This window comes from Streptomyces sp. NPDC043870, from assembly GCF_056435785.1.
Window position 1 is genome coordinate 146,791 of record NZ_JBWKDT010000002.1, and the last position, 26,225, is coordinate 173,015.

A 26,225-nucleotide genomic window follows, 5' to 3' on the forward strand; every position below is an offset into this window, starting at 1 on the left:
CCACATCGAGAACCGAGAGAAGACTGAGCCTTATGGCCACCACTTCGCTTGACCTGGCCAAGGTCCGCAACATCGGGATCATGGCCCACATCGACGCGGGCAAGACGACGACCACCGAGCGCATCCTGTTCTACACCGGTGTGTCTTACAAGATCGGTGAGGTCCACGACGGCGCTGCCACGATGGACTGGATGGAGCAGGAGCAGGAGCGCGGCATCACGATCACGTCCGCCGCGACGACCTGTCACTGGCCGCTCGAGGACGTCGACCACACCATCAACATCATCGACACCCCGGGTCACGTCGACTTCACCGTCGAGGTGGAGCGTTCCCTGCGTGTGCTCGACGGTGCCGTGACGGTGTTCGACGGCGTCGCCGGCGTCGAGCCGCAGTCCGAGACCGTCTGGCGTCAGGCGGACCGCTACGGCGTTCCGCGTATCTGCTTCGTCAACAAGCTCGACCGCACCGGTGCCGAGTTCCACCGCTGCGTGGACATGATCAGCGACCGCCTTGGTGCGCAGCCGATCGTCATGCAGCTCCCGATCGGTGCCGAGGCCGACTTCAAGGGCGTCATCGACCTGGTCCGCATGAAGGCCCTGGTCTGGTCCGCCGAGGCTGCCAAGGGCGAGATGTACGACGTCGTCGACATCCCGGCCACCCACACCGAGGCTGCCGAGGAGTACCGCGGCAAGCTCGTCGAGGCCGTCGCCGAGAACGACGAAGAGATCATGGAGCTGTACCTGGAGGGCCAGGAGCCTTCCGAGGAGCAGCTGTACGCCGCGATCCGTCGTATCACCATCGCCTCCGGCAAGGGCAAGGGCACCACGGTCACCCCGGTGTTCTGTGGCACCGCGTTCAAGAACAAGGGCGTTCAGCCCCTGCTCGACGCGGTCGTGCGCTACCTCCCGTCGCCCGTCGACATCGAGGCCATCGAGGGCCACGACGTCAAGGACGCGGACCTGGTCGTCAAGCGCAAGCCGTCCGACGACGAGCCGCTGTCGGCGCTGGCGTTCAAGATCATGAGCGACCCGCACCTCGGCAAGCTCACCTTCGTGCGCATCTACTCCGGCCGTCTGGAGTCCGGCACCGCCGTGCTGAACTCCGTGAAGGGCCGCAAGGAGCGCATCGGCAAGATCTACCGCATGCACGCGAACAAGCGTGAGGAGATCGAGTCGGTGGGCGCCGGTGACATCGTCGCCGTCATGGGCCTGAAGCAGACCACCACCGGTGAGACGCTCGCGGACGAGAAGAACCCGGTGATCCTGGAGTCCATGGACTTCCCGGCGCCGGTCATCGAGGTCGCGATCGAGCCCAAGTCCAAGGGCGACCAGGAGAAGCTGGGTGTCGCCATCCAGCGTCTCGCGGAGGAGGACCCCTCCTTCCAGGTGCACACCAACGAGGAGACCGGCCAGACCGTCATCGGCGGTATGGGCGAGCTTCACCTCGAGGTGCTGGTCGACCGGATGAAGCGCGAGTTCAAGGTCGAGGCCAACGTCGGCAAGCCTCAGGTCGCGTACCGCGAGACGATCCGCAAGGCCGTCGAGCGCGTGGACTACACCCACAAGAAGCAGACCGGTGGTACCGGTCAGTTCGCCAAGGTGCAGATCGCGATCGAGCCGATCGAGGGCGGCGACGCCGCGTACGAGTTCGTGAACAAGGTGACCGGTGGTCGTATCCCGAAGGAGTACATCCCTTCGGTCGACGCCGGTGCGCAGGAGGCCATGCAGTTCGGCATCCTGGCCGGCTACGAGATGACGGGCGTCCGCGTCACGCTTCTCGACGGTGCCTACCACGAGGTCGACTCCTCCGAGCTCGCCTTCAAGATCGCCGGTTCGCAGGCCTTCAAGGAGGCCGCGCGCAAGGCGTCCCCCGTGCTCCTCGAGCCGATGATGGCCGTTGAGGTCACCACGCCCGAGGACTACATGGGTGATGTCATCGGTGACATCAACTCCCGCCGTGGCCAGATCCAGGCCATGGAGGAGCGTGCCGGTGCCCGTGTCGTCAAGGGCCTGGTGCCGCTGTCGGAGATGTTCGGCTACGTCGGCGACCTCCGCAGCAAGACCTCGGGTCGCGCAAGCTACTCGATGCAGTTCGACTCCTACGCCGAGGTTCCGCGGAACGTCGCCGAGGAGATCATCGCGAAGGCCAAGGGCGAGTAACTCACCCGAGTACACGCTTTAGGCTTGACGCCGTATCCGTCGGGGCGTTTCCCCGCGAACCCGTGAGGCTCGCCCCGGCGGACGGCAATCCAGCAAAGATCACCCTGGCGCCGATGAGTAAGGCGTACAGAACCACTCCACAGGAGGACCCCAGTGGCGAAGGCGAAGTTCGAGCGGACTAAGCCGCACGTCAACATCGGCACCATCGGTCACATTGACCACGGTAAGACGACCCTCACGGCCGCCATTACCAAGGTGCTGCACGACGCGTACCCGGACCTGAACGAGGCCTCGGCCTTCGACCAGATCGACAAGGCTCCTGAGGAGCGCCAGCGCGGTATCACCATCTCCATCGCGCACGTCGAGTACCAGACCGAGTCGCGTCACTACGCCCACGTCGACTGCCCCGGTCACGCGGACTACATCAAGAACATGATCACCGGTGCCGCCCAGATGGACGGCGCCATCCTCGTGGTCGCCGCCACCGACGGCCCGATGCCGCAGACCAAGGAGCACGTGCTCCTGGCCCGCCAGGTCGGCGTTCCGTACATCGTCGTCGCCCTGAACAAGGCCGACATGGTGGACGACGAGGAGATCCTGGAGCTCGTCGAGCTCGAGGTGCGTGAGCTCCTCTCCGAGTACGAGTTCCCGGGCGACGACCTGCCGGTCGTCAAGGTCTCGGCGCTCAAGGCGCTCGAGGGCGACAAGGAGTGGGGCCAGTCGGTCCTGAACCTGATGGCCGCCGTCGACGAGGCGATCCCGCAGCCCGAGCGTGACGTCGACAAGCCGTTCCTGATGCCGATCGAGGACGTCTTCACGATCACTGGTCGTGGCACCGTCGTCACCGGCCGTATCGAGCGTGGTGTCCTCAAGGTCAACGAGACCGTCGACATCGTCGGTATCAAGCAGGAGAAGACCACCACCACGGTCACCGGCATCGAGATGTTCCGCAAGCTGCTCGACGAGGGCCAGGCCGGTGAGAACGTCGGTCTGCTCCTCCGTGGCATCAAGCGCGAGGACGTCGAGCGCGGCCAGGTCATCATCAAGCCCGGTTCGGTCACGCCGCACACCGAGTTCGAGGCCCAGGCCTACATCCTGTCGAAGGATGAGGGTGGCCGTCACACCCCGTTCTTCAACAACTACCGCCCGCAGTTCTACTTCCGTACCACGGACGTGACCGGCGTGGTGACCCTCCCCGAGGGCACCGAGATGGTCATGCCGGGCGACAACACCTCCATGACCGTCCAGCTGATCCAGCCGGTCGCCATGGAGGAGGGCCTCAAGTTCGCCATCCGTGAGGGTGGCCGGACCGTCGGCGCCGGCCAGGTCACCAAGATCAACAAGTAAGTCTTGTTGGTTTGACCTGGTAGCTCCTCACGAGCACCAAGCAGGAGGCCCCGCACCGTAAGGTGCGGGGCCTCTTCGCGTTTTCCGTACGTCCTGCCCGGCTGGTCCCTGCCGGGCCGGTGCGCCCTGGGCCCTGTCAGGGCGAACCTGCCGGGCCGGTGCGTCCTAGCCGGCCGTACCGGCCTCCGGTTGCCAGATCCAGGGGTGCGCGTCCGCGCCCATGCCGACCGCCGTGGCGCCGGAGCGGCCCACCAGGAGGGCGGGGGAGTCCAGTGACTCCGTGCCCTGGCTGCGTGTCAGCACCCTTGTACCCGAACGGAGTTGGACCCGGCCGCGAAGGTCCTTGCCGAGCAGGACCGGGCCGCTCCGGGCCACGGCCGCGCTCACCGGGCCGTGTCCGTGGAAGCGCTCCTTGCGGGGCCGGGCGGGGGCGCCGCCGGCCCGTACCGCGATCACTGCCGCGGCCGTCGGCTTGCGGTAGTAGAGCTCGACGCCGCCGTCGTCCGTCGGGAGCGCGGCGAGCGGACCTCCGGGCACCGGCAGCGCGCTGCCGCTGCCCGGCTTGAAGGTGATCTCCTCACCGAGGACGTCCTGCGCCCAGTGGTGCACGGTCTCCCGCCCCGCGCCGAAGACATGGACCCGGCCCGCGCCGTCCACGACCGCCGAAAGACCGTCCTGGATCTCGCCTCCGCCGAGGTCTTGCCAGCGGTCCCAGCGCCCGTCGGTGTCCCGTACGCGCGTGCTGATCCCCTTGTCGGCGTTGCGCACGAACAGGTGGACCCGCCCGTCCGGGGCGGTCACCGCGACCGGGACACCGATACGGCGGCCCCGGTCGTCGTCCCGCTCCGGATTGCCGAGCCCGTTCCAGGCGAGGAACTCCCCGCCCGGCGTGCGCTGTTCCAGCAGCACCACCTCGCGGCGGTTGGGTCCGCCGTGGCCGCCGATCGCGGCGAAGCGCAGCGCGAAGACGAGTTGCCTCCCGTCCTTCAGGGCCGCCGAGCCGAGCGCCGGCGCGAGCGGCCCGCCGCCCAGGTCGTCCGGGTTGCCCCACTGTCCGCTGCCCCGCTCGGTCTCCCGCCACCGTACGGCACGCAGCCCGAGGACCCCGTAAGCGGCAAGCCGTCCGTCGGGCTCGGTGGTGACGACGGGGCGCGCGCCCGGATAGCGGTGGTGGGTCGAGCGGACCCAGCCCTTCTTGTTCGTCAGCGGGCGGACGCCGCCCACGTTGTAGTCGCCGCAGCCGGAGGGGTTTCCGCACTCCCACTCGGGGTCGCCGCCGTACGGCACGAGATGCGCGGCCTTCTCCTGAAGCACCTCCGACGGGAGATTCTTGGGCCAGTGGCGGTTGTAGTAGCCGCGGAAGGCCGTGGCGGCGAAACCGGGCACCCGCCCGCCGTCCTGGGTCGCCTCCGCCACCCAGCGCACCATCGCCGCCCAGCTGAACGACGCGACGGCGGTGTGGTCGGCGTGGTCCGAGTAGCCGCGCTGCTCGCTGTCCTTCTTACGGGTCGCCTCGTCGCTGTGCTGGATGTCCGGGTCGGGGTCCAGGGTCTGGATCACGGTCGGCCGGTACTGCTCCATCAGCCCGACGAGTACGTCGACGAGTTCGTCGTAGTCGTACGACACGGCCCTGCGCTGGGGGGAGTCCTTGGCGACGACGGTGCTCAGGCCCAGCGCCCGGTCCTGCCAGAGGCTGGGGATCGCCATGTAGCGGCGGGTGGTGTGCATGGGGAGGTTGAGGAAGATCAGCTCGACCCGGCGGTGGCCGTTGGTGAGCGTGTTGATCTCGGCCTCGTGGTCCCGGCGGAGGGCGGCGACGCCCTTGGTCCAGTCGGTGAACGTGTCGAGCCCGAGGAGCGTCGCGTAGGCCTGCCGAAGGCCCTGGTGGCGGGCGGAGGAATAGGCGTCCCTGTCCGCCGGGACGTCCCAGTTCCCCGGTATGTGGTTCTTCCCGTCGTGCTCCCCGGCGGTGACGTAGACGCAGACGAGCGGCACCCCGGCGTCCAGCATCCGCTGCGTGTCCGGGTTCATGAAGTACAGGTCGTCGTCCGGGTGGGCGAGGATCTGCATCAGCTGCGCGCGGCGCGAGCTGGCAATCGGCATTCCGGGCGCGGGGTCCGCGGTGGGCGTGGGCCGCCGGGGCGTGGGCACGGAGCAGGCGCTGAGGGCGGTGGCTCCGGCCGCGGCTGCGATGGCGGCGATGACGCTGCGGCGACGAGGGCGCGTGCGTCCCGGCCGGGCGGCGGTGACGGGGTCGGCCGTGCCGGCGGCCGTGGAGGCGGACCCGCCCGGGCGGGCGGACGCGGGCATGCCTCGCGCAGCGCTGTCGTTCACGTGTCGTGCTCCGTCCGCTTCCCCCCGCAGCGGTCGGGCGTGGCCCCCGGCTGCGTACTGTGATCTCCCCAGATGGCGGACGGCAGGGCCGGTCGCAGCCGCCATCCGCGATCAGCTAGACGGAATTTCGATGCTCAGGGTTGCGCGGGACGCCGCGTGCGGTCGGCGGTCGGCGGTCCGGCGCGCCTGAGCGACCCGGGCCAGGTCCTGTCCGGTCGAACGCGCGTGCCGACGGCCGGGGCCGGCGTCACCGCAGCGTCGGAACCTCGCCGCAGTCCGCCCAGGCGAGCGTGACACCCGGCAGCCCCCTCAGCCAGCGTTCGGCCATCTCCGCGAGAAGGGCCTTGTCCGGGGGAGTGGCGCCGAGGCCGATGGCGTACCGGGCCCCGGACCGGTCGGTCCCGAACGGGCGCGGCCAGGCATGGACGTCCGGTGCACCCGCCTCCTCCAACGCCGTCAGCAGGGCGCGCATACGGCCACGGACGCGGCCCTCGTCAGGTCCGTCCGGGACGGTCAGGACCGCCCAGGCCGCGTGGCGGCGGTGCAGCGGCGGCGGGGAGAGGAGCTCCGGCCAGGGGTCCGCGCCGGACTCCGCGGCCGCGTCCAGGATCTCCCAGGCGCGGAACAGCTCCTGGGCCAGCAGGTCGCGGCCGCCTGCGCTCACCTGGTCGGTGCAGGACCTGACCGGTGCGGTCGGGGTCAGGACCAGGGGCTCGCGCCAGTCCCACACGGCCCAGGTGGCGAAGAACTGCCGGAGCCGCCCGGCGGCCGGGAGCCCTCCGGTCTCGCGGGCGGTACGGGCAGCGAGGACGGACCAGGCCAGGCCCGGCAGCCCACCGAGCGGGGCCGAGTCCAGGCCGCGGGCCCTCGCCCAGGCCTTGACCTCCGTGGCGAGCCGGGCGAAGGCGTCCCGGTGGGCGCCCGCCGCATCGAGCACCGCGTCCGCGTCGCTGACCGCGCTGAGTGCGATCGCCGCGGCGTCGCCCAGCTCGGTCCGGCGCGCGACCGCCTCGGCGGGGTCGAGGTCCCCGGTCGCCACGACGACGAGATCGACGGCCAGGTCGCCGACCCGCAGCCGCAGCCCGGGCACCCGCGCCCCGACGACCTCGCGTACGTCGGTGGCCTCCGGCAGTGCCGCGGCGACCCGGGCCCGTACCTCCTCGATCCGGGTCCCGCCCGGCAGTGCGGCTCCGGTCCCGCCCGGAAGTGCGGCCACCAGATCCAGGTCCGCACCGGCCAGGGCGCACCCCATGCGCCGTGAGCCGACGACGTGGACGACGCCGTCGGCCAGTGCGTCGGAGATGCGCCGCGCGGTGCGCCGGGCGTGTGCTTCGCGTTCGGGGTCCGCGGGGGCCGGTGCGACGGCGCCCTCCTCGGGCACCCACCGCACCTCGCCCGTCCCCAGCGCGACCGTCGCCCGCACCCGCATCGGCTCGTCGCCCCGCCGGGACAGCAGGACCACGTCACCGACGCGTGCCGTCATGCCGTCGAGCAGGGCCTCGCAGTGGGCGGCCAGCTGCTGCGGATCGCGGGTCCTGCCCAGCGAGAGATGCGGGGTGAAGCCCGTGGCGCGGCCCCCACAGCGGGGGAAGCGCTCTTCCAGCGCGCGGCGCAGTTCCGCCCAGGGCGTCGCGTCGGCTGCCGCGGGGTCGAGCCAGACGGTGGCGTCCTCCCGGTGCCCGAAGCTGTGCACCCCTTCGAGCCGTGCGGTGAACGGCGGTGTCCCCGCAGCCGCCGCGGAGAGCAGCGGGGCCGCCCGCTCGAAGTCGCACTCCGGTACGAAACCGAAGAGCACATTGACATGCGGCGGCCAGCGGTGGATCTGCCGGTCGTGCTCGCGCCGGATGTGCTGGATCGGCGGCCACAGGTCCCGCGGGGGGATCCAGGCGACGGCCGTCCGGGCCGTCGCCCGGACGGCGAGCACCTCGGCCGGAGCATCGCCGCCGAAGCTCAGGTCCGCCGCCACGGCGTAGTGGTCCGAGGCGTACAGCCCGTCGGACGCCGGGGTGTCGCCCAGCAGGGCCGCCCCGTCCACCCTGAGTCCCTCCGTCCCCAGTCCCTCGGCCCGCAGCAGCACGCGGTCCAGCCGGGACGCCCGCCCGGACAGCGACGACACCAGGGCAAGCGGATTGACGCCCGGGTCGAAGGTGGGCGTCCGGTCGCCGTGCCCGTGCGCCTCGCTCCAGGCGTCCCGCATCCCGAGCGTCGTCTCCGGCAGGTCCCCGCCGTCGTTGAAGTCGCCCAGCAGGACCAGGTCACCCTCGACACCTGCCAGCCCCTCGGCGAGCCGCACCAGCTCGGCCTCCCGCCGTGCCGCCCCGCCCTCGGAGTGATCGCTGCTCAGATGGGTCGCGGCGACGACGGCCCGACCGGCCGCCGTGTCCACGACCACCGCCGTGACGGCCTTGTGCGGGCCGAGGACATGGACCCCTGCCTCCCGCACCGGCAGCCGGCTGAGCAGCAGCACTCCGCAGTCGTCGACGTCCTTCCCGGCCGGGTCGGTGCCGAGCGTGTACGCCTCCCGCACCCAGGGCGCGTCCAGCAGCATCGCGAGCAGCTCCGCCTCGACTTCCTGGAGGGCGATGACGTCCGCGTCGGCCTCGCGAAGAGCCGCCAGCAGCATCGGCCGGCGCCGGACGGTGTCGATGCGGTCGCTGTCGTACCGGTCCCACAGCGTGTTCCAGGTCAGTACGCGCAGCCCGGCGGCCGCCGGGACGCCCCGAGGCGCGTCCGCGGCCACCCAGCCGCGCGCCGCGTCCCACACGTACGGCGTCCGGGCCGAGAAGAACGGCGACCGCAGCCGTCGCGGGTCCCGTATCCGCCCGGCGTCCGTCGCGTCGATGCGGTCCACGCCCGCGGACCGGTCCCAGACCACTTCGCCGTCGGCCTCGAAGAACAGCACCCGGTGCCACGGGATCTCGCCGGCAGGGTCGAAGTCGTCCAGCGGCATCCGCTTCGGCGCGGCGCCGCGCTGGTTGATCCCCATCACGAAGCGGGCCGGGTCGAACCGCGGATCCCACTGGACCCGGTGGTAGATCTCCTCGCTGGTACGCACCTACGCCTCCTCCTCGACGGTCCCGCCCGCGCCGATGTACCAGGTGCGGTGCGCCTGTCCGGGGTACGGCGGGACGAACCGGTGCAGCTGCGCGGTGAGCACCTCGGGCGGCACCGGGTGCGCCCGCTCCGCATTGCGCCGGACCAGCTCGTCCTCGCCGACCAGCACCACCGCGTGCGTGACGAAGGCGTCGCGGCGGTGTGCGACCGCGTGCACCAGGGAACGCTGGTGCGGGTTGAGGGATGTGGCGTCCCACACCACGGTCCCACCTTCGGCCAGTGCCGTGCCGAGCCGGTCGAGGCCCGCGCGCAGGACCTCCCCGTTCGCACGCTGGTCGGCGCGTGAGCCGCGGGTCTCGCGCAGTTCGTCGAGAGAGACGTACGCATCGACTCCGCCGAGGCTCCGCGCGAAGGTGCTCTTGCCGCTGCCCGACGGGCCGACCATGTGGATCAGCCGGGGGAAGTCCCCGGACCGCCACCGCCAGGTCGCCGCGACGGCCTCCTCGACGGTCCGGATCCGCCCGTGCGCGTAGGCGTCCCGCGCCTCGGCCCAGCAGCGGCCGGCCGGGTCCGCCTCCAGATCGGCGAACGCCTCCTTCAGCGCGTCCAGCGGCCCGGCGTCCTCCGCGTGCAGCGCGGACCACTCCACCTGGCCGCGCGCTTCGGTGTCGGGTGCGACCGCCCCGGCGACGGCGTGCAGCACGTCCAGGTCGACGGCGTACGACATCCGTACGAGCCCGGACCTGCGCTCCTCGTCGGGATACGGGCGGTGCAGCCCGGTGTGCAGCCCGACCAGGTCCGCTACGCGCCGTGCGAGCGGCAGGCCGAGCGGCCGCGCGAGGCGCCCCGCGAGCGACCCGCGCCGACTCTTGTGCAGCAGCGCGGCCAGCACGCCGGCGAGCCGCGCGTCCCCGGTCCTGTCGAGGCGGGCGCCCACGTCGGCGGCCGCAGCCTCGTCCCCGTCCGGTACCCCCACGGCGGCCGCCAGCGCCTCGGTGTCCGGCGCCGCCCCGGACCTGACCGCCCACAGCGCGGCGGCCGGCCCCAGCCCGTTCGCCACGACAGCGGCATGCATCCAGTGCGTACCGGTCTGTACGTGCCCGGGCCGCACCCACTTGGCGACCCGCCGGCCGAACTCCTCCAGGCCGAAGCCGTCGACCGTCCGTACGACGTACCCCTCCTGGCGCCCGGTCTCCAGCCTGATCCCGCGCAGAGCACGCTCGGCCGCCTTGTCGAAAGTGCCGCGCCACAGCACGGGCGGTACGGGGACCCCCAGCTCCCGCAGGAATCCCACGGTCCGGTCCCAGTCGAGACAGCGACCGTCCGCGTCCCAGACGGAGAATCCGTAGAACCAGCTCTCCAGTTCCTCGTACGCGATCGAGTGCCGCGCGTACATGTTCTCCCCGCACACCCGCCACCCCGCGGGGATCCGATCCGCGATCCGCCCCTGAAGCCCCTTCACCCAGGCCCGCGACGGGTGATGCGCCGAATCCAGCGACCGCGCGTGCAGCCCGTCGGCGTACAGCGTCGTGTTCTCGCCGTCGAGCTTCTCGGTGACGACGACCTCCCGCCCGGCGAACCCCGTCAGATCGGCGACCCGTACGTCGTCGGAGGCCGCGCCGGGCGACCACGGCAGATGCGGCGTCCGCGGATAGTGCGTCCGCATGATGATCGGCCCCCGGTTGTCGGCATGTGGTGCCCGGCCACTCTAGGAGCGCGGGGGAGCGGTGCTCGATCGAATATCCGCCGGGCTCCACGCCGAGTTCGGGGGCGGTCCGGGAAGAGCCGCATCCATCGCCGCCAGTGATCCCGGTTGTGCAAGCCCGTCACTTCGGCTTCAGTAACGGGTAGTTGACCAACAGCGGGTCCGAGGACCACTCCACCTACCGGAAGTCGGTGGCGAGCATTGTGGCGTCCAATCCGAGGGCGACGTACGACGCCTTCCGCACCTGACGGCACCGGGCGGCGCCTCGCCGCGCCGCTCATGGCCGCGCTCTGCGCGATCCTGCTCTCCGCGTGCGGGGGCGGAGGGGACGATTCCCATTCCCCCGACCTGGCCGGCCAGGACCGCTTCGTGCGCGAGTACGTGGAGTTCCTCAACGAGTCGGACGAGGCCGGGTTGGCGCGGTTGCTCGGTGCTCACCCCAAGGGCTCGGAGGACGCCCGCGCCAGGATCAACGCGTACGGCGGGCAGGACTGGGACGTGCGGTGGACGCGCACCTCCGAGTTCGCCGGGGTGTGGAAGGTCGAGATGACCGGTAGGGCCCGTGCCGAGAAGCGGTCGGTCCAGGTCACCGAGACGGTGGTCTGGGAGGACGAGCACTGGGTGATGAACCCGCTGCCGGGCGTCGTCCCGAAGCCGACGGAGGCGGCGGAGACCACACCGCCCGCATGAGGCGGCACAGCATGTGACAGGAGGTCCGCACGTTCCCGGACGGGAACGTGCGGACCTCTGTGTGTCACGGCGCGCCCTCGGCTCGCCGCGCGCCGGCCGCGCCGGTCGCACGGGCCGCATTCGTCGCGTACGTCCCTGCCCCTGACCGACGGCAGGAGCGCGCACGCACCGTGATCGGCCGGCTTGTATTCTGCGCCCACTTGTTCGTGGAATGTCCACGACAGTGTGCGGAACTCAGGGTGGGGACAGTGGGGCAGAACGCACCGGAGGGGCGGCCCGAGGACGGGTCGTCGGTGTCGGACGAGGAGTGGGCGGAGTTCATCAGCCGAGCCGAGATGGACGGCGGTGCCGGCGCACCGAAAGAGCCGTCCGCCAGGGCGCGCATGGTGACCGCGCGGCTGCGCGCGGAGGACGAGCGCCGCCGTAGGGAAGGGAAGCCGGCCGGGCCGGAGGGCTGGCGGACCGGGCCCGCACGGCAGGAGACGAACGGGGGCGCGAGGAAGCGCCGCCGCGTCGCGCTGGCGCTCGGGATGCTGGCCACCGTCGCGCTCGCCGTCCTCGCCGTACGGCCGGAACTGGTCACCGACCGGCTGCCCGGCGACGCGGACAAGGGCGCCGCGCCGCTCTCCGCCGAGACGGTCCGGCCCACCGTCGCGCCGTCCGAGGAGCTGTTCCCGGACGTGCCGACCCTGAAGGAGCCGTTCCGGGGCTCGCCCGCGGCCCGCTGGGCGGACGGGGCTGCCGGTATCCAGGTGCCCGAGGCCAAGGCGGTCGGAGGGATGAGCAAGGACCAGGTCGCCCACGCGCTGCGCAGTACCAAGGAACTGCTGGTCGCCTCGAACCTCGATCCGGCCACCCTCCGCGGTGACCGCCCGGCTGCCGCGCTGGCGCTGCTCGATCCTCGCCAGAAGGACGTCCACGGCATGCTCGAGCGGGCACTGCGCGAGCCCGGCAAGGACCAGGACCCGCTGTCGGCGTTCAGCCGTTTCGACCCGGCCGAGGTGCGTCTGGTGGGTGGCGTGGTCAAGACGCGGGGGCGGATGACCTTCGGCAAGGGGGAGCGCAGCGGCGAGGTGCAGGTGCACGCCGACTACACCTTCGTCTATCCGGTGGTGAAGGCGAGGCCCGGAGCGGACGAGGTGACGCGGACCGTCGTCCGCCGCCAGATGACGTTCGCCCTGTACGACCCGGCCAAGGTGGTGACCACCCGCGGCAGACTGCACGTACTCCGCTGGGAGATGACCAGCGGAAACTCCGACTGCGCCAAGGACGGTGACGGATTCCTGCGGCCGCAGTTCGCGGAGGACCTTGCGGGCAGTGCGGCGCCCGGGGCGTCGGGCCCGACCGTGGACCCGTACGACCGCAGCCAGGACCTCGCCGACCTCCCGCAGGAATGCGGCACGGTCACCCGGACCTAGGGCCTGTCGTTCCGATCTTGCCGGGCTCGCGGGGCGGCCGCCTGCGTACCTGAGGCGTGCCTGAGCAGAACCTGTCAAGCCGCGGGGCTTCGCGCGCCGCGGTTTGACACCCAACCCCGTCGGGGTAATGTCTTCCGCTCGATTGGCGGCCCGAGCGCCCCGTATGGCAGACTATCGGGGTTGCTCGGTTGAGTGCCGATGCTGCGCGCCTCCCGCCGGGAGGACCGGAAGCGAGTCCCACAGTACTCGTCGTCCCAACTGCCTCATGGCAGCGCTGGGGCGGACGTACGGGAATCTTCCGGGAAGTGTCAGCGGGGCCCCGGCCAGGCACCCGGTGGGTCTTCGCCCCCGTCCAGCGGTCTCTTCTGCGGATCGCAATCCCCTCCAGCAGGGATCCGTCACCGGATATCTGCGTAGCGGGAGTGCGACACGCCCGACCGCGTGGGTCGGAGGAGAGGGCTGGTAACACCGGGTTCCAGAGCGTTACGAGACAGACAGGACTACGAAGTAGCCATGGCGGGACAGAAGATCCGCATCCGGCTCAAGGCCTACGACCACGAGGTCATCGACTCCTCGGCGAAGAAGATCGTCGAGACGGTGACCCGCACTGGTGCGTCGGTCGCGGGCCCGGTGCCGCTGCCCACTGAGAAGAACGTGTACTGCGTCATCAAGTCGCCGCACAAGTACAAGGACTCGCGCGAGCACTTCGAGATGCGCACGCACAAGCGCCTCATCGACATCCTCGACCCCACGCCGAAGACGGTTGACTCGCTGATGCGTCTCGACCTGCCGGCCGGCGTCGACATCGAGATCAAGCTCTGAGGTGACGCGCGAGATGGCTAAGCAGATCAAGGGCATCCTGGGCGAGAAGCTCGGCATGACTCAGGTCTGGGACGAGAACAACCGTGTCGTCCCGGTCACCGTCGTCAAGGCCGGCCCCAACGTCGTCACCCAGGTCCGCACGAACGACACCGACGGCTACGAGTCGGTCCAGATCGCCTTCGGCGAGATCGACCCGCGCAAGGTGAACAAGCCCCTCAAGGGCCACTTCGCCAAGGCCGACGTCACCCCCCGCCGTCACCTCGTCGAGATCCGTACCGCCGACGCCGGCGAGTACACCCTCGGCCAGGAGATCACCGCCGAGGTCTTCGAGGCGGGCGTGAAGGTCGACGTCACCGGCAAGAGCAAGGGCAAGGGCTTCGCCGGTGTCATGAAGCGTCACAACTTCAAGGGCCTCGGCGCCGGTCACGGCACCCAGCGCAAGCACCGCTCTCCCGGCTCCATCGGTGGCTGCGCCACCCCGGGCCGTGTGTTCAAGGGCCTCCGCATGGCGGGCCGTATGGGCAACGAGCGGGTCACCACCCAGAACCTGACCGTCCACGCCGTTGACGCGGAGAAGGGCCTGCTGCTCATCAAGGGCGCGGTTCCTGGTCCGAACGGCGGCCTCGTCCTGGTCCGTACCGCGGCCAAGGGGGCCTGAGGTAACCGATGAGCACCATTGACATCCTTTCGCCCGCTGGCGACAAGGCCGGTAGCGTCGAGCTCCCCGCGGAGATCTTCGACGCCAAGGTCAGCGTTCCGCTGATCCACCAGGTCGTCGTCGCGCAGCTGGCCGCTGCCCGTCAGGGCACGCACAAGACCAAGACCCGCGGCGAAGTCCGTGGTGGTGGCAAGAAGCCTTACCGCCAGAAGGGCACCGGCCGCGCCCGTCAGGGTTCGACCCGTGCGCCGCAGTTCGCCGGCGGTGGCGTCGTCCACGGCCCCGTGCCGCGTGACTACTCGCAGCGGACCCCGAAGAAGATGAAGGCCGCCGCCCTGCGCGGTGCCCTCACCGACCGGGCCCGTCACTCCCGTATCCACGTCGTCTCCGGCGTGGTCGAGGGTGAGGCCTCCACCAAGGCCGCCAAGACGCTGTTCGGCAAGATCTCGGAGCGCAAGAACCTGCTCCTGGTCGTCGAGCGTGCCGAAGAGGCCTCGTGGCTGTCCGCCCGCAACCTGCCCCAGGTGCACATCCTGGAGCCGGGCCAGCTGAACACGTACGACGTGCTCGTCTCCGACGACGTGGTCTTCACCAAGGCCGCCTTCGAGTCCTTCGTGTCTGGCCCCAAGGCCGCTGACAACGAGGGGAGCGAGGCCTGATGGCCGAGATCACCAGCAAGACCTTCACGGACCCGCGCGACATCCTCGTCAAGCCGGTCGTTTCCGAGAAGAGCTACGCGCTGCTGGACGAGAACAAGTACACGTTCATCGTCGACCCGCGCGCCAACAAGACCCAGATCAAGCAGGCCGTCGAGGCGGTCTTCAAGGTCAAGGTCACCGGGGTCAACACGATCAACCGCCAGGGCAAGCGCAAGCGCACCCGCACCGGTTTCGGCAAGCGTGCCAACACCAAGCGCGCCATCGTGACCCTTGCCGAGGGCAGCCGAATCGACATCTTCGGCCAGGCCTCCTAACGGAGGCCCTGGTCCGAATATCGGACGAGGACTGAGAAATGGGTATCCGCAAGTACAAGCCGACGACTCCGGGCCGTCGTGGCTCCAGCGTCGCCGACTTCGTCGAGATCACGCGGTCCACGCCGGAGAAGTCGCTGGTCCGCCCCCTGCACAGCAAGGGCGGCCGTAACAACGCCGGTCGTGTGACCGTTCGCCACCAGGGCGGTGGCCACAAGCGCGCCTACCGAGTGATCGACTTCCGTCGTCACGACAAGGACGGCGTGCCGGCCAAGGTCGCGCACATCGAGTACGACCCCAACCGCACCGCGCGCATCGCTCTTCTGCACTACGCGGACGGCGAGAAGCGTTACATCATCGCGCCGCGTGGCCTGAACCAGGGCGACCGTGTCGAGAACGGCCCGGCCGCCGACATCAAGCCCGGCAACAACCTGGCGCTGCGCAACATCCCGGTCGGTACGACCATCCACGCCATCGAGCTGCGGCCCGGCGGCGGCGCGAAGTTCGCCCGCTCCGCGGGTGCCTCCGTGCAGCTGCTGGCGAAGGAGGGCTCCATGGCCCACCTTCGTATGCCGTCCGGCGAGATCCGCCTGGTCGACGTCCGCTGCCGCGCCACCATCGGCGAGGTCGGCAACGCCGAGCAGTCGAACATCAACTGGGGCAAGGCCGGCCGTATGCGCTGGAAGGGCGTTCGCCCGACCGTCCGCGGTGTCGCCATGAACCCGGTTGACCACCCGCACGGTGGTGGTGAGGGCAAGACCTCCGGTGGTCGCCACCCGGTCTCCCCGTGGGGTCAGAAGGAGGGTCGTACTCGTTCTCCCAAGAAGGCGAGCAACAAGTACATCGTCCGCCGCCGCAAGACGAACAAGAAGCGCTAGGAGCGGGTTTAGATGCCGCGCAGTCTCAAGAAGGGGCCCTTCGTCGACGACCACCTGATCAAGAAGGTGGACGCCCAGAACGAAGCCGGCACCAAGAACGTCATCAAGACCTGGTCCCGTCGCTCGATGATCATCCCGGCCATGCTGGGTCACACGATCGCGGTGCACAACGGCAAGACCCACGTCCCGGTGTTCGTCACCGAGTCGATGGTCGGCCACAAGCTCGGCGAGTTCTCGCCGACTCGCACCTTCCGCGGCCACGTCAAGGACGACCGGAAGTCGAAGCGCCGCTAATCGCGGGGTGGAACGACTATGACTTACACCGAAGGGACAACCATGGAAGCCAGGGCCCAGGCGCGGTACATCCGCGTCACGCCCATGAAGGCCCGCCGCGTGGTGGACCTCATCCGTGGCATGGATGCCACGGAGGCTCAGGCGGTCCTGCGTTTCGCCCCGCAGGCCGCGAGCGTGCCGGTCGGCAAGGTGCTGGACAGCGCCATCGCCAACGCCGCGCACAACTACGACCACACGGACGCCTCTTCGCTGTTCATCAGCGAGGCGTACGTGGACGAGGGCCCGACCCTGAAGCGGTTCCGTCCGCGTGCTCAGGGCCGTGCCTACCGGATCCGTAAGCGGACCAGCCACATCACCGTGGTCGTCAGCAGCAAGGAAGGAACCCGGTAATGGGCCAGAAGGTAAACCCGCACGGGTTCCGGCTCGGCATCACCACGGACTTCAAGTCCCGGTGGTACGCCGACAAGCTGTACAAGGACTACGTCAAGGAAGACGTCGCCATCCGTCGGATGATGACGTCCGGCATGGAGCGCGCCGGTATCTCGAAGGTTGAGATCGAGCGCACCCGTGACCGCGTGCGGGTGGACATCCACACCGCGCGTCCCGGCATCGTCATCGGCCGCCGTGGCGCCGAGGCCGACCGCATCCGCGGCGACCTCGAGAAGCTCACGGGCAAGCAGGTCCAGCTGAACATCCTCGAGGTCAAGAACCCCGAGGTCGACGCTCAGCTTGTGGCCCAGGCCGTTGCCGAGCAGCTGTCCTCCCGCGTCTCCTTCCGCCGCGCCATGCGCAAGAGCATGCAGTCGGCCATGAAGGCGGGTGCCAAGGGCATCAAGATCCAGTGTGGTGGCCGTCTCGGCGGCGCCGAGATGTCCCGCTCGGAGTTCTACCGCGAGGGCCGTGTGCCGCTGCACACGCTCCGCGCGAACGTCGAGTACGGCTTCTTCGAGGCCAAGACCACCTTCGGCCGCATCGGCGTGAAGGTCTGGATCTACAAGGGCGACGTCAAGAACATCGCCGAGGTCCGCGCCGAGAACGCCGCTGCCCGCGCCGGCAACCGCCCGGCCCGTGGTGGCGCTGACCGCCCGGCCCGTGGTGGCCGTGGTGGCGAGCGTGGCGGTCGCGGTCGCAAGCCGCAGCAGCAGTCCGCGCCGGCTGCCGAGGCCCCCAAGGCCGACGCCCCCGCCGCTCCGGCTGCTGAGAGCACCGGAACGGAGGCCTGACCGACATGCTGATCCCCCGCAGGGTCAAGCACCGCAAGCAGCACCACCCCAAGCGCCGCGGTATGGCCAAGGGTGGTACGACGGTTGCGTTCGGCGAGTACGGCATTCAGGCCATGACTCCGGCGTACGTGACCAACCGCCAGATCGAGGCGGCTCGTATCGCGATGACCCGCCACATCAAGCGTGGCGGCAAGGTCTGGATCAACATCTACCCGGACCGTCCGCTGACGAAGAAGCCTGCCGAGACCCGCATGGGTTCCGGTAAGGGTTCCCCGGAGTGGTGGGTCGCGAACGTGCACCCGGGCCGGGTCATGTTCGAGCTGTCCTACCCGAACGAGAAGATTGCACGTGAGGCTCTGACTCGCGCGGCTCACAAGCTGCCGATGAAGTGCCGGATCGTCAAGCGCGAGGCAGGTGAAGCGTGATGTCGGCCGGTACCAAGGCGTCCGAGCTGCGCGAGCTGGGCAACGAGGAGCTTGTTGCCAAGCTCCGCGAGGCCAAGGAAGAGCTGTTCAACCTCCGCTTCCAGGCGGCGACCGGTCAGCTCGAGAACCACGGCCGGCTGAAGGCCGTCCGCAAGGACATCGCGCGGATCTACACCCTGATGCGTGAGCGCGAGCTGGGCATCGAGACGGTGGAGAGCGCCTGATGAGCGAGAGCAACGTGACTGAGAACAAGACCGAGCGCGGTTTCCGCAAGACCCGTGAGGGTCTGGTCGTCAGCGACAAGATGGACAAGACCGTCGTCGTCGCTGTCGAGGACCGTGTCAAGCACGCGCTGTACGGCAAGGTCATCCGCCGTACGAACAAGCTCAAGGCCCACGACGAGCAGAACGCCGCGGGTGTCGGCGACCGCGTCCTCCTCATGGAGACCCGGCCGCTGTCCGCGACGAAGCGCTGGCGCGTCGTCGAGATCCTCGAGAAGGCCAAGTAATTTTGCGGGGGTCCTCCCGGAAGGGAGTACCCCGCATGCCCCCCGCTGGGGCCTCGGCCCCAGCACTAGTTCCGCCAGGCTCCGGGGACCGCTCACGCGGTCCCCGGGGAACCGGCAGACGATCAGGAGATAAGACGTGATCCAGCAGGAGTCGCGGCTTCGCGTCGCCGACAACACTGGTGCCAAGGAGATCCTTTGCATCCGTGTTCTCGGTGGCTCGGGCCGCCGCTACGCGGGCATCGGTGACGTCATCGTCGCCACCGTCAAGGACGCGATCCCCGGTGGCAACGTGAAGAAGGGTGACGTCGTCAAGGCGGTCATCGTTCGCACCGTCAAGGAGCGCCGCCGCCAGGACGGCTCGTACATCCGCTTCGACGAGAACGCCGCCGTCATTCTGAAGAACGACGGCGACCCTCGCGGCACCCGTATCTTCGGCCCGGTGGGCCGTGAGCTGCGCGAGAAGAAGTTCATGAAGATCATCTCGCTCGCGCCGGAGGTGCTGTAAGCATGAAGATCAAGAAGGGCGACCTGGTTCAGGTCATCACCGGTAAGGACAAGGGCAAGCAGGGCAAGGTCATCGCGGCCTTCCCCCGCGAGGACCGTGTCCTGGTCGAGGGTGTCAACCGGGTCAAGAAGCACACGAAGGCCAACCAGCCGGGCCGTGCGTCGCAGGCCGGCGGCATCGTCACCACCGAGGCCCCCATTCACGTGAGCAACGTTCAGCTCGTCGTGGAGAAGGACGGCAACAAGGTCGTGACCCGCGTCGGTTACCGCTTCGACGACGAGGGCAACAAGATCCGCGTTGCCAAGCGGACGGGTGAGGACATCTGATGGCTACCACCACCACTCCGCGTCTCAAGACGAAGTACCGCGAGGAGATCGCGGGCAAGCTGCGTGAGGAGTTCTCCTACGAGAACGTCATGCAGGTTCCCGGCCTCGTGAAGATCGTGGTCAACATGGGTGTGGGCGACGCCGCCCGCGACTCCAAGCTGATCGAGGGTGCCATCAAGGACCTCACCACGATCACCGGTCAGAAGCCGGCCGTCACCAAGGCCCGCAAGTCCATCGCGCAGTTCAAGCTGCGTGAGGGCCAGCCGATCGGTGCCCACGTCACGCTTCGTGGCGACCGCATGTGGGAGTTCCTGGACCGCACCCTGTCGCTCGCGCTCCCGCGCATCCGCGACTTCCGTGGCCTGTCCCCCAAGCAGTTCGACGGCCGTGGCAACTACACCTTCGGTCTCACGGAGCAGGTCATGTTCCACGAGATCGACCAGGACAAGATCGACCGCGTCCGGGGTATGGACATCACCGTGGTGACCACGGCGACCAACGACGCTGAGGGCCGTGCCCTTCTCCGTCACCTCGGCTTCCCGTTCAAGGAGGCGTAAGCGAGATGGCGAAGAAGGCTCTGATTGCCAAGGCTGCTCGTAAGCCCAAGTTCGGTGTGCGTGCGTACACCCGCTGCCAGCGCTGCGGCCGTCCGCACTCCGTGTACCGCAAGTTCGGCCTGTGCCGCGTGTGCCTTCGTGAGATGGCTCACCGTGGCGAGCTGCCGGGCGTGACCAAGAGCTCCTGGTAATTCCGGATTTCCGGAATCACTGGAGGCTCTCGGTAAGCAACGGGACGGCGGGGCCCTCCTCCACATGCCGTAGGCTTGTGGGGTTGGGCGCCCGCCGCCCTGATCGACTTACTACGCCGTAGGTCCCCGCGCCGCACCCGTCCCGCCCATGTGTGGGGAGAGGGATGGCGCATACAGGAAACCCCGGCGAGAGAGGCCGAAGGCCAATTCATGACCATGACTGATCCGATCGCGGACATGCTGACTCGTCTGCGTAACGCGAACTCGGCGTACCACGACTCCGTGACGATGCCGCACAGCAAGATCAAGTCGCACATCGCGGAGATCCTCCAGCAGGAGGGCTTCATCACGGGCTGGAAGGTCGAGGACGCCGAGGTCGGCAAGAACCTCGTCCTCGAGCTGAAGTTCGGCCCGAACCGTGAGCGCTCCATCGCGGGCATCAAGCGGATCTCCAAGCCCGGTCTCCGGGTGTACGCGAAGTCCACCAACCTGCCGAAGGTGCTGGGCGGCCTGGGCGTGGCGATCATCTCCACGTCGCACGGGCTCCTCACCGACAAGCAGGCCAGCAAGAAGGGTGTGGGCGGGGAAGTCCTCGCCTACGTCTGGTAGTCGGGAACGGAGGAGAAGAAACATGTCGCGTATCGGCAAGCTCCCCATCTCGGTTCCCGCCGGCGTGGATGTCACCATCGATGGCCGTACGGTCCAGGTGAAGGGTCCCAAGGGCACCCTCAGCCACACCGTTGCCGCGCCGATCGAGATCGTGAAGGGTGAGGAAGGCGTTCTGAACGTCACCCGCCCGAACGACGAGCGTCAGAACAAGGCCCTGCACGGCCTGTCCCGCACGCTGGTGGCCAACATGATCACCGGTGTGACCCAGGGATACACCAAGGCGCTTGAGATCAGCGGTGTCGGTTACCGCGTTGCCGCGAAGGGCTCCAACCTGGAGTTCCAGCTCGGCTACAGCCACCCGATCCTGGTGGAGGCCCCCGAGGGCATCTCCTTCAAGGTCGAGTCGCCGACCAAGTTCTCGGTCGAGGGCATCGACAAGCAGAAGGTCGGCGAGGTCGCCGCGAACATCCGCAAGCTGCGCAAGCCCGACCCGTACAAGGCCAAGGGCGTGAAGTACGCGGGCGAGGTCATCCGCCGCAAGGTCGGAAAGGCTGGTAAGTAAGCCATGGCATACGGCGTGAAGATTGCCAAGGGCAAGGCCTACAAGGGCGCTTCCCTGAAGCGTCGCCACATCCGCATCCGCAAGAAGATCTCGGGTACCCCGGCGCGTCCGCGTCTGGTCGTCACCCGGTCCAACCGCGGCATCACGGCTCAGGTCATCGACGACCTCGCGGGTCACACCCTCGCGTCGGCGTCCACCCTGGACTCGTCCATCCGCGGCGGCGAAGGCGACAAGTCGGCGAAGGCGAAGCAGGTCGGCCAGCTCGTGGCCGAGCGTGCCAAGGCCGCCGGCGTCGAGGCTGTCGTGTTCGACCGTGGCGGCAACCAGTACGCCGGGCGCATCGCCGCCCTGGCGGACGCCGCCCGCGAAGCCGGCCTGAAGTTCTGAGCCGGTTCCGTAGCTCAGCGGAAAACGAAGAGAGGTAATTCCAATGGCTGGACCCCAGCGCCGCGGAAGCGGTGCCGGTGGCGGCGAGCGGCGGGACCGGAAGGGCCGTGACGGCGGCGCAGCTGCCGCCGAGAAGACCGCTTACGTTGAGCGCGTTGTCGCGATCAACCGTGTCGCCAAGGTTGTGAAGGGTGGTCGTCGCTTCAGCTTCACCGCGCTGGTCGTGGTGGGCGACGGTGACGGCACCGTGGGTGTCGGTTACGGCAAGGCCAAGGAGGTGCCGGCCGCCATCGCCAAGGGTGTTGAGGAGGCCAAGAAGCACTTCTTCAAGGTCCCCCGTATCCAGGGCACCATCCCGCACCCGATCACGGGCGAGAAGGCCGCGGGCGTCGTCCTGCTCAAGCCTGCTTCCCCCGGTACCGGTGTTATCGCCGGTGGCCCGGTGCGTGCCGTGCTGGAGTGCGCCGGCGTTCACGACATCCTGTCGAAGTCGCTCGGCTCGTCCAACGCGATCAACATCGTGCACGCGACCGTGGAGGCCCTGAAGGGCCTGCAGCGTCCCGAGGAGATCGCGGCTCGCCGTGGTCTGCCGCTCGAGGACGTCGCCCCCGCGGCCCTGCTTCGTGCGCGTGCGGGAGCGGGTGCGTAATGGCCCGCCTCAAGATCACGCAGACGAAGTCGTACATCGGCAGCAAGCAGAACCACCGCGACACCCTGCGTTCGCTTGGCCTGAAGAGGGTCAACGACGTGGTCGTCAAGGAGGACCGCCCCGAGTTCCGCGGAATGGTGCACACCGTCCGCCACCTCGTGACGGTTGAGGAGGTCGACTGATCATGGCGGAGAACAACCCGCTCAAGATCCACAACCTCCGTCCCGCCCCGGGCGCCAAGACCGCCAAGACCCGTGTGGGTCGTGGTGAGGCGTCGAAGGGTAAGACGGCCGGTCGTGGTACCAAGGGCACGAAGGCCCGCTACCAGGTTCCGGAGCGCTTCGAGGGTGGGCAGATGCCCCTCCACATGCGTCTCCCGAAGCTGAAGGGCTTCAAGAACCCGTTCCGCACCGAGTACCAGGTCGTGAACCTGGACAAGCTGGCCGCGCTCTACCCGCAGGGTGGCGAGGTCACGGTGGCCGATCTGGTCGCCAAGGGTGCGGTGCGCAAGAACAGCCTCGTCAAGGTCCTGGGCCAGGGCGAGATCTCCGTGGCGCTGCAGGTTTCGGTTGACGCCGTCTCCGGCTCCGCCAAGGAGAAGATCGCCGCCGCCGGCGGCACCGTCACCGAGCTCGTCTGAGACGAGCCGATGGCTTGAACATCGACCGGGGATGCCTCGCAACGGGGGCATCCCCGGTTGGTCGTTCCAAGCGGGGCACACTCGCCGGTAAGGTGGCGTGCGTTGTTGCTGTTATCCCTTGGGGGGCGACCCCCTGGCCGTGAGGTCCGCCCGCAGGGCACTCCGAGCGGCTCTTGACTCATACGTATTCGTCGAACCTCAAGACCGTCACCTCTGACGCTTTGCGCGGGGGTCGCAGGAGGCACCGTGCTCACCGCGTTCGCCCGGGCGTTCAAGACGCCCGACCTGCGCAAGAAGCTGCTCTTCACGCTCGGCATCATCGTGCTGTACCGGGTCGGCGCGCACATTCCCGTCCCCGGTGTCAGCTACGAGAGTGTCCAGATCTGTGTGGACCAGGCCTCGAAGAACAACAACAGCTTGTTCGGCCTCGTCAACATGTTCAGCGGCGGAGCGCTGCTGCAGATCACGATCTTCGCGCTCGGCATCATGCCGTACATCACGGCGAGCATCATCCTGCAGCTGCTGACCGTGGTCATTCCGCGCCTGGAAGCCCTCAAGAAGGAGGGCCAGTCCGGCACGGCGAAGATCACGCAGTACACGCGCTACCTCACGGTCGCCCTGGCCGTGCTTCAGGGCACCGGTCTGGTGGCCACCGCCCGCAGCGGTGCGCTGTTCTCCGGCTGTTCGGCGGCCCGCGACATCGTCCCCGATCAGTCGATCTTCGTGACCGCCACCATGGTGATCACGATGACCGCCGGTACGGCCATGGTGATGTGGCTCGGTGAGCTGATCACCGACCGCGGTATCGGCAACGGCATGTCGATCCTCATGTTCATCTCGATCGCGGCCGGCTTCCCCGGCGCGCTGTGGGCCATCAAGGAGAGCGGCAAGCTCGCCAAGGGCTGGATCGAGTTCGGCACGGTCATTCTGATCGGCTTCGTGATGGTCGCCCTCGTCGTCTTCGTCGAGCAGGCTCAGCGCCGTATTCCGGTGCAGTACGCGAAGCGCATGATCGGCCGCAGGTCCTACGGCGGTACGTCCACATACATCCCGCTCAAGGTGAACCAGGCGGGTGTGATTCCCGTCATCTTCGCGTCGTCGCTGCTCTACATTCCGGCCTTGATCGCGCAGTTCTCGAACTCCAACGCGGGCTGGAAAACCTGGATCGAAACCCATCTGGTCAAGGGCGACCACCCGTACTACATCACTCTGTACTTCCTTCTGATCGTGTTCTTCGCCTTCTTCTACGTGGCGATCTCGTTCAACCCCGAGGAAGTCGCGGACAACATGAAGAAGTATGGTGGCTTCATCCCGGGTATCCGGGCTGGTCGACCTACTGCTGAGTATCTGAGCTACGTGCTCAACCGGATCACTTGGCCGGGCTCGCTGTATCTGGGTCTGATCGCTCTTGTGCCGACGATGGCGTTGGCGGGCTTCGGTGGTGCCAACCAGAACTTCCCGTTCGGTGGCACCAGCATCCTCATCATCGTGGGTGTCGGTCTCGAGACCGTGAAGCAGATCGAGAGCCAGCTCCAGCAGCGCAATTACGAAGGGTTCCTCCGCTGATGCGAATCGTCCTCGTCGGACCGCCCGGTGCCGGCAAGGGAACGCAGGCTGCGTTCCTTGCCAAGAACCTGTCGATCCCGCACATCTCCACGGGCGACCTCTTCCGGGCCAACATCAGCCAGGGCACGGAGCTCGGCAAGCAGGCCAAGGCGTACATGGACGCCGGCAACCTGGTGCCCGACGAGGTCACCATCGGGATGGCCAGGGACCGCATGGCTCAGCCGGACGCCCAGAACGGCTTCCTGCTCGACGGCTTCCCGCGCAACGTCTCCCAGGCCGAGGCGCTCGACGCCGCGCTCGCGGTCGACGGCGTGAAGCTGGACGCGGTGCTGGACCTGGAGGTCCCCGAGGACGAGGTCGTGAAGCGGATCGCGGGTCGCCGCATCTGCCGCAACGACAGCGCACACGTCTTCCACGTCACGTACAGCCCGGCGAAGACCGAGGGCGTCTGCGACGTCTGCGGCGGCGAGCTGTACCAGCGCGATGACGACTCCGAGGAGACCGTGCGCAAGCGGCTCGAGGTCTACCACACGCAGACCGAGCCGATCATCGACCACTACCGGGCCCAGGGCCTCGTGGTCACCATCTCCGCGCTCGGCAAGGTCACCGAAGTGACCGAGCGGGCGATGGAGGCGCTGCAGAAGGACCGGGCCGCACAGGCCTGAGCCACGCTGTACCTCTGAAGCTCTATGCGATACGGCCGCGGTGTCCCAGGGACGCCGCGGCCGTATCGTTGATTACCGACGCATACCGACGAAACACTCTCCGAACCTGAAAGGCGCCGGCCCTCATGGTGCAGATCAAGACCCCCGAGCAGATCGCGAAGATGCGTGAGGCGGGGCTGGTCGTCGCCGCCATCCATGCGGCAACCCGTGAGGCCGCGGTTCCCGGCGCCACCACGAAGGATCTGGACGAGGTCGCCCGCAAGGTGATCGCCGACCACGGCGCCAAGTCGAACTTCCTGGGGTACGGCGGCTTCCCCGCCACCATCTGCACCTCGGTGAACGAGGTCGTGGTCCACGGCATCCCGGACGAGAAGACGGTCCTCAAGGACGGCGACATCATCTCCATCGACGCCGGCGCGATCGTCGACGGCTGGCACGGCGACGCCGCGTACACCGCCTTCGTGGGTGACGGTCACGCCCCGGAGCTGATCGAGCTCTCCCGGGTGACCGAGGAGTCCATGTGGGCGGGAATCGCAGCGATGAAGAACGGCAACCGGCTCGTCGACATCTCCCGGGCGATCGAGACGTACATCCGCCGCCAGCCGAAGCCGGGCGGCGGTAAGTACGGGATCATCGAGGAGTACGGGGGCCACGGCATCGGCACCGAGATGCACATGGACCCGCACCTGCTGAACTACGTGTCGCGCAAGCGGGGCAAGGGCCCGAAGCTGGTCCCCGGCTTCTGTCTGGCCATCGAGCCGATGGTGTCGCTGGGCACCCCGCACACCGAGGTCCTCTCGGACGACTGGACGGTCATCACCATCGACGGCACCTGGTCCTCGCACTGGGAGCACTCGGTGGCGCTGACGGAGGAGGGCCCGCTGGTGCTCACCGCCGTGGACGGCGGAAGGGCGAAGCTGGCGGAGCTGGGCGTCACGGCGGCCCCGGACCCTCTCGCATAACGATCTCCGCGTTGGGCAAACTTCTCTGATTCGTCTTTTCCAGGGGCCTGACGTAGACTGACTCGTCGGCTCTCGTGTACCCGTATGTCCGCATGCGGCGACGAGGGTCGATCAAGGTAGC

At 68.7% G+C, this 26,225-nt stretch carries 31 protein-coding genes; 28 read left to right on the plus strand and 3 right to left on the minus strand.

All coding sequences use genetic code 11. The features are described 5' to 3' along the window. The first annotated feature begins 32 nt into the window (after positions 1 to 32). Both fusA and tuf read left to right on the plus strand, forming a co-directional pair. Positions 33 to 2,159, plus strand: coding sequence for an elongation factor G (fusA, locus tag AC0699_RS03080; protein ID WP_469769375.1), 2,127 nt, complete (start codon positions 33 to 35; stop codon positions 2,157 to 2,159). Between the two features lie 153 nt (positions 2,160 to 2,312). Then, positions 2,313 to 3,506 (plus strand): elongation factor Tu, encoded by a 1,194-nt coding sequence (tuf, locus tag AC0699_RS03085; RefSeq protein WP_469769376.1) that lies wholly within the window; start codon positions 2,313 to 2,315, stop codon positions 3,504 to 3,506. 165 nt (positions 3,507 to 3,671) lie between these two features. Here the strand turns inward: tuf and AC0699_RS03090 are convergent, their stop codons facing one another. The 3 genes from AC0699_RS03090 to AC0699_RS03100 form a co-directional block, all read right to left on the minus strand. Then, entirely contained in the window at positions 3,672 to 5,816 is a 2,145-nt protein-coding gene (locus AC0699_RS03090; protein WP_478655484.1) for a PIG-L family deacetylase, read from the minus strand. Between the two features lie 271 nt (positions 5,817 to 6,087). Next, complete coding sequence (locus AC0699_RS03095) at positions 6,088 to 8,895, minus strand: poly(A) polymerase (protein WP_478654941.1); 2,808 nt, start codon at positions 8,893 to 8,895, stop codon at positions 6,088 to 6,090. Next, positions 8,896 to 10,560: an RNA ligase family protein gene (locus tag AC0699_RS03100; RefSeq protein ID WP_478654943.1), complete on the minus strand. Its 1,665-nt coding sequence runs from the start codon at positions 10,558 to 10,560 to the stop codon at positions 8,896 to 8,898. Between the two features lie 318 nt (positions 10,561 to 10,878). Here AC0699_RS03100 and AC0699_RS03105 point away from each other — a divergent pair, with 318 nt between their 5' ends. The 26 genes from AC0699_RS03105 (at position 10,879) to map (ending at position 26,104) form a co-directional block, all read left to right on the plus strand. After that, on the plus strand, positions 10,879 to 11,289 hold the full coding sequence (locus AC0699_RS03105; protein ID WP_478654946.1) for a hypothetical protein: 411 nt from the start codon (positions 10,879 to 10,881) through the stop codon (positions 11,287 to 11,289). 248 nt (positions 11,290 to 11,537) lie between these two features. Beyond that, positions 11,538 to 12,707: a hypothetical protein gene (locus AC0699_RS03110; protein WP_478654948.1), complete on the plus strand. Its 1,170-nt coding sequence runs from the start codon at positions 11,538 to 11,540 to the stop codon at positions 12,705 to 12,707. 513 nt (positions 12,708 to 13,220) lie between these two features. Next, the gene (gene rpsJ / locus AC0699_RS03115) at positions 13,221 to 13,529 is read left to right on the plus strand and encodes a 30S ribosomal protein S10 (RefSeq protein WP_003948644.1); all 309 of its coding nucleotides are present in this window, start codon (positions 13,221 to 13,223) and stop codon (positions 13,527 to 13,529) included. 13 nt (positions 13,530 to 13,542) lie between these two features. Next, positions 13,543 to 14,187, plus strand: coding sequence for a 50S ribosomal protein L3 (gene rplC, locus AC0699_RS03120; RefSeq protein WP_450723883.1), 645 nt, complete (start codon positions 13,543 to 13,545; stop codon positions 14,185 to 14,187). An 8-nt stretch (positions 14,188 to 14,195) separates the two neighbouring features. After that, positions 14,196 to 14,846, plus strand: a complete 651-nt coding sequence (gene rplD / locus AC0699_RS03125) for a 50S ribosomal protein L4 (RefSeq protein WP_478654952.1) — start codon at positions 14,196 to 14,198, stop codon at positions 14,844 to 14,846. Further along, on the plus strand, positions 14,846 to 15,160 hold the full coding sequence (rplW, locus tag AC0699_RS03130) for a 50S ribosomal protein L23 (RefSeq protein ID WP_478654954.1): 315 nt from the start codon (positions 14,846 to 14,848) through the stop codon (positions 15,158 to 15,160). The genes rplD and rplW overlap by 1 nt, the downstream gene beginning before the upstream one ends. A 38-nt stretch (positions 15,161 to 15,198) precedes the next feature. Then, positions 15,199 to 16,035, plus strand: a complete 837-nt coding sequence (gene rplB / locus AC0699_RS03135) for a 50S ribosomal protein L2 (protein WP_384935305.1) — start codon at positions 15,199 to 15,201, stop codon at positions 16,033 to 16,035. A 12-nt stretch (positions 16,036 to 16,047) separates the two neighbouring features. Next, positions 16,048 to 16,329: a 30S ribosomal protein S19 gene (gene rpsS / locus AC0699_RS03140; RefSeq protein ID WP_166628878.1), complete on the plus strand. Its 282-nt coding sequence runs from the start codon at positions 16,048 to 16,050 to the stop codon at positions 16,327 to 16,329. A gap of 42 nt (positions 16,330 to 16,371) precedes the next feature. Beyond that, positions 16,372 to 16,719, plus strand: a complete 348-nt coding sequence (rplV, locus tag AC0699_RS03145) for a 50S ribosomal protein L22 (protein WP_009327087.1) — start codon at positions 16,372 to 16,374, stop codon at positions 16,717 to 16,719. Next, a complete protein-coding gene (gene rpsC, locus AC0699_RS03150; protein ID WP_478654960.1) occupies positions 16,719 to 17,552 on the plus strand; it encodes a 30S ribosomal protein S3 in 834 nt (277 codons plus the stop codon). The genes rplV and rpsC overlap by 1 nt, the downstream gene beginning before the upstream one ends. Before the next feature lie 5 nt (positions 17,553 to 17,557). Then, complete coding sequence (rplP, locus tag AC0699_RS03155; protein ID WP_005313579.1) at positions 17,558 to 17,977, plus strand: 50S ribosomal protein L16; 420 nt, start codon at positions 17,558 to 17,560, stop codon at positions 17,975 to 17,977. Then, positions 17,977 to 18,201, plus strand: a complete 225-nt coding sequence (gene rpmC, locus AC0699_RS03160; protein WP_017949657.1) for a 50S ribosomal protein L29 — start codon at positions 17,977 to 17,979, stop codon at positions 18,199 to 18,201. The genes rplP and rpmC overlap by 1 nt, the downstream gene beginning before the upstream one ends. Beyond that, complete coding sequence (gene rpsQ, locus AC0699_RS03165) at positions 18,201 to 18,485, plus strand: 30S ribosomal protein S17 (protein WP_093656384.1); 285 nt, start codon at positions 18,201 to 18,203, stop codon at positions 18,483 to 18,485. The genes rpmC and rpsQ overlap by 1 nt, the downstream gene beginning before the upstream one ends. 136 nt (positions 18,486 to 18,621) lie before the next feature. Further along, complete coding sequence (gene rplN / locus AC0699_RS03170) at positions 18,622 to 18,990, plus strand: 50S ribosomal protein L14 (RefSeq protein ID WP_003956455.1); 369 nt, start codon at positions 18,622 to 18,624, stop codon at positions 18,988 to 18,990. A 2-nt stretch (positions 18,991 to 18,992) separates the two neighbouring features. Beyond that, positions 18,993 to 19,316: a 50S ribosomal protein L24 gene (gene rplX / locus AC0699_RS03175; protein ID WP_105868304.1), complete on the plus strand. Its 324-nt coding sequence runs from the start codon at positions 18,993 to 18,995 to the stop codon at positions 19,314 to 19,316. After that, positions 19,316 to 19,873, plus strand: coding sequence for a 50S ribosomal protein L5 (rplE, locus tag AC0699_RS03180; protein WP_153486744.1), 558 nt, complete (start codon positions 19,316 to 19,318; stop codon positions 19,871 to 19,873). Before rplX ends, rplE begins: the two co-directional genes overlap by 1 nt. 5 nt (positions 19,874 to 19,878) lie before the next feature. Then, positions 19,879 to 20,064, plus strand: a complete 186-nt coding sequence (locus AC0699_RS03185; RefSeq protein ID WP_003956452.1) for a type Z 30S ribosomal protein S14 — start codon at positions 19,879 to 19,881, stop codon at positions 20,062 to 20,064. 210 nt (positions 20,065 to 20,274) lie between these two features. Continuing rightward, a complete protein-coding gene (gene rpsH, locus AC0699_RS03190; RefSeq protein WP_017949652.1) occupies positions 20,275 to 20,673 on the plus strand; it encodes a 30S ribosomal protein S8 in 399 nt (132 codons plus the stop codon). Between the two features lie 22 nt (positions 20,674 to 20,695). Further along, positions 20,696 to 21,235 carry a 50S ribosomal protein L6 gene (gene rplF / locus AC0699_RS03195; RefSeq protein ID WP_469769382.1) on the plus strand — a complete coding sequence of 180 codons (540 nt, stop codon included), beginning with the start codon at positions 20,696 to 20,698 and terminating at the stop codon, positions 21,233 to 21,235. Positions 21,236 to 21,238: 3 nt separating this feature from the next. Beyond that, a complete protein-coding gene (gene rplR / locus AC0699_RS03200) occupies positions 21,239 to 21,622 on the plus strand; it encodes a 50S ribosomal protein L18 (protein WP_336547169.1) in 384 nt (127 codons plus the stop codon). 43 nt (positions 21,623 to 21,665) lie between these two features. Beyond that, positions 21,666 to 22,271, plus strand: a complete 606-nt coding sequence (gene rpsE, locus AC0699_RS03205; protein WP_020132624.1) for a 30S ribosomal protein S5 — start codon at positions 21,666 to 21,668, stop codon at positions 22,269 to 22,271. Continuing rightward, positions 22,271 to 22,453 (plus strand): 50S ribosomal protein L30, encoded by a 183-nt coding sequence (gene rpmD / locus AC0699_RS03210; RefSeq protein ID WP_071273185.1) that lies wholly within the window; start codon positions 22,271 to 22,273, stop codon positions 22,451 to 22,453. Before rpsE ends, rpmD begins: the two co-directional genes overlap by 1 nt. A 2-nt stretch (positions 22,454 to 22,455) precedes the next feature. Then, positions 22,456 to 22,911: a 50S ribosomal protein L15 gene (gene rplO, locus AC0699_RS03215; protein ID WP_351226540.1), complete on the plus strand. Its 456-nt coding sequence runs from the start codon at positions 22,456 to 22,458 to the stop codon at positions 22,909 to 22,911. A gap of 246 nt (positions 22,912 to 23,157) precedes the next feature. Then, entirely contained in the window at positions 23,158 to 24,477 is a 1,320-nt protein-coding gene (gene secY, locus AC0699_RS03220) for a preprotein translocase subunit SecY (protein ID WP_478654971.1), read from the plus strand. Further along, positions 24,477 to 25,142, plus strand: coding sequence for an adenylate kinase (locus tag AC0699_RS03225; protein WP_478654974.1), 666 nt, complete (start codon positions 24,477 to 24,479; stop codon positions 25,140 to 25,142). The genes secY and AC0699_RS03225 overlap by 1 nt, the downstream gene beginning before the upstream one ends. 125 nt (positions 25,143 to 25,267) lie before the next feature. Then, positions 25,268 to 26,104 (plus strand): type I methionyl aminopeptidase, encoded by an 837-nt coding sequence (gene map / locus AC0699_RS03230; protein WP_478654977.1) that lies wholly within the window; start codon positions 25,268 to 25,270, stop codon positions 26,102 to 26,104. Positions 26,105 to 26,225 lie beyond the last annotated feature (121 nt).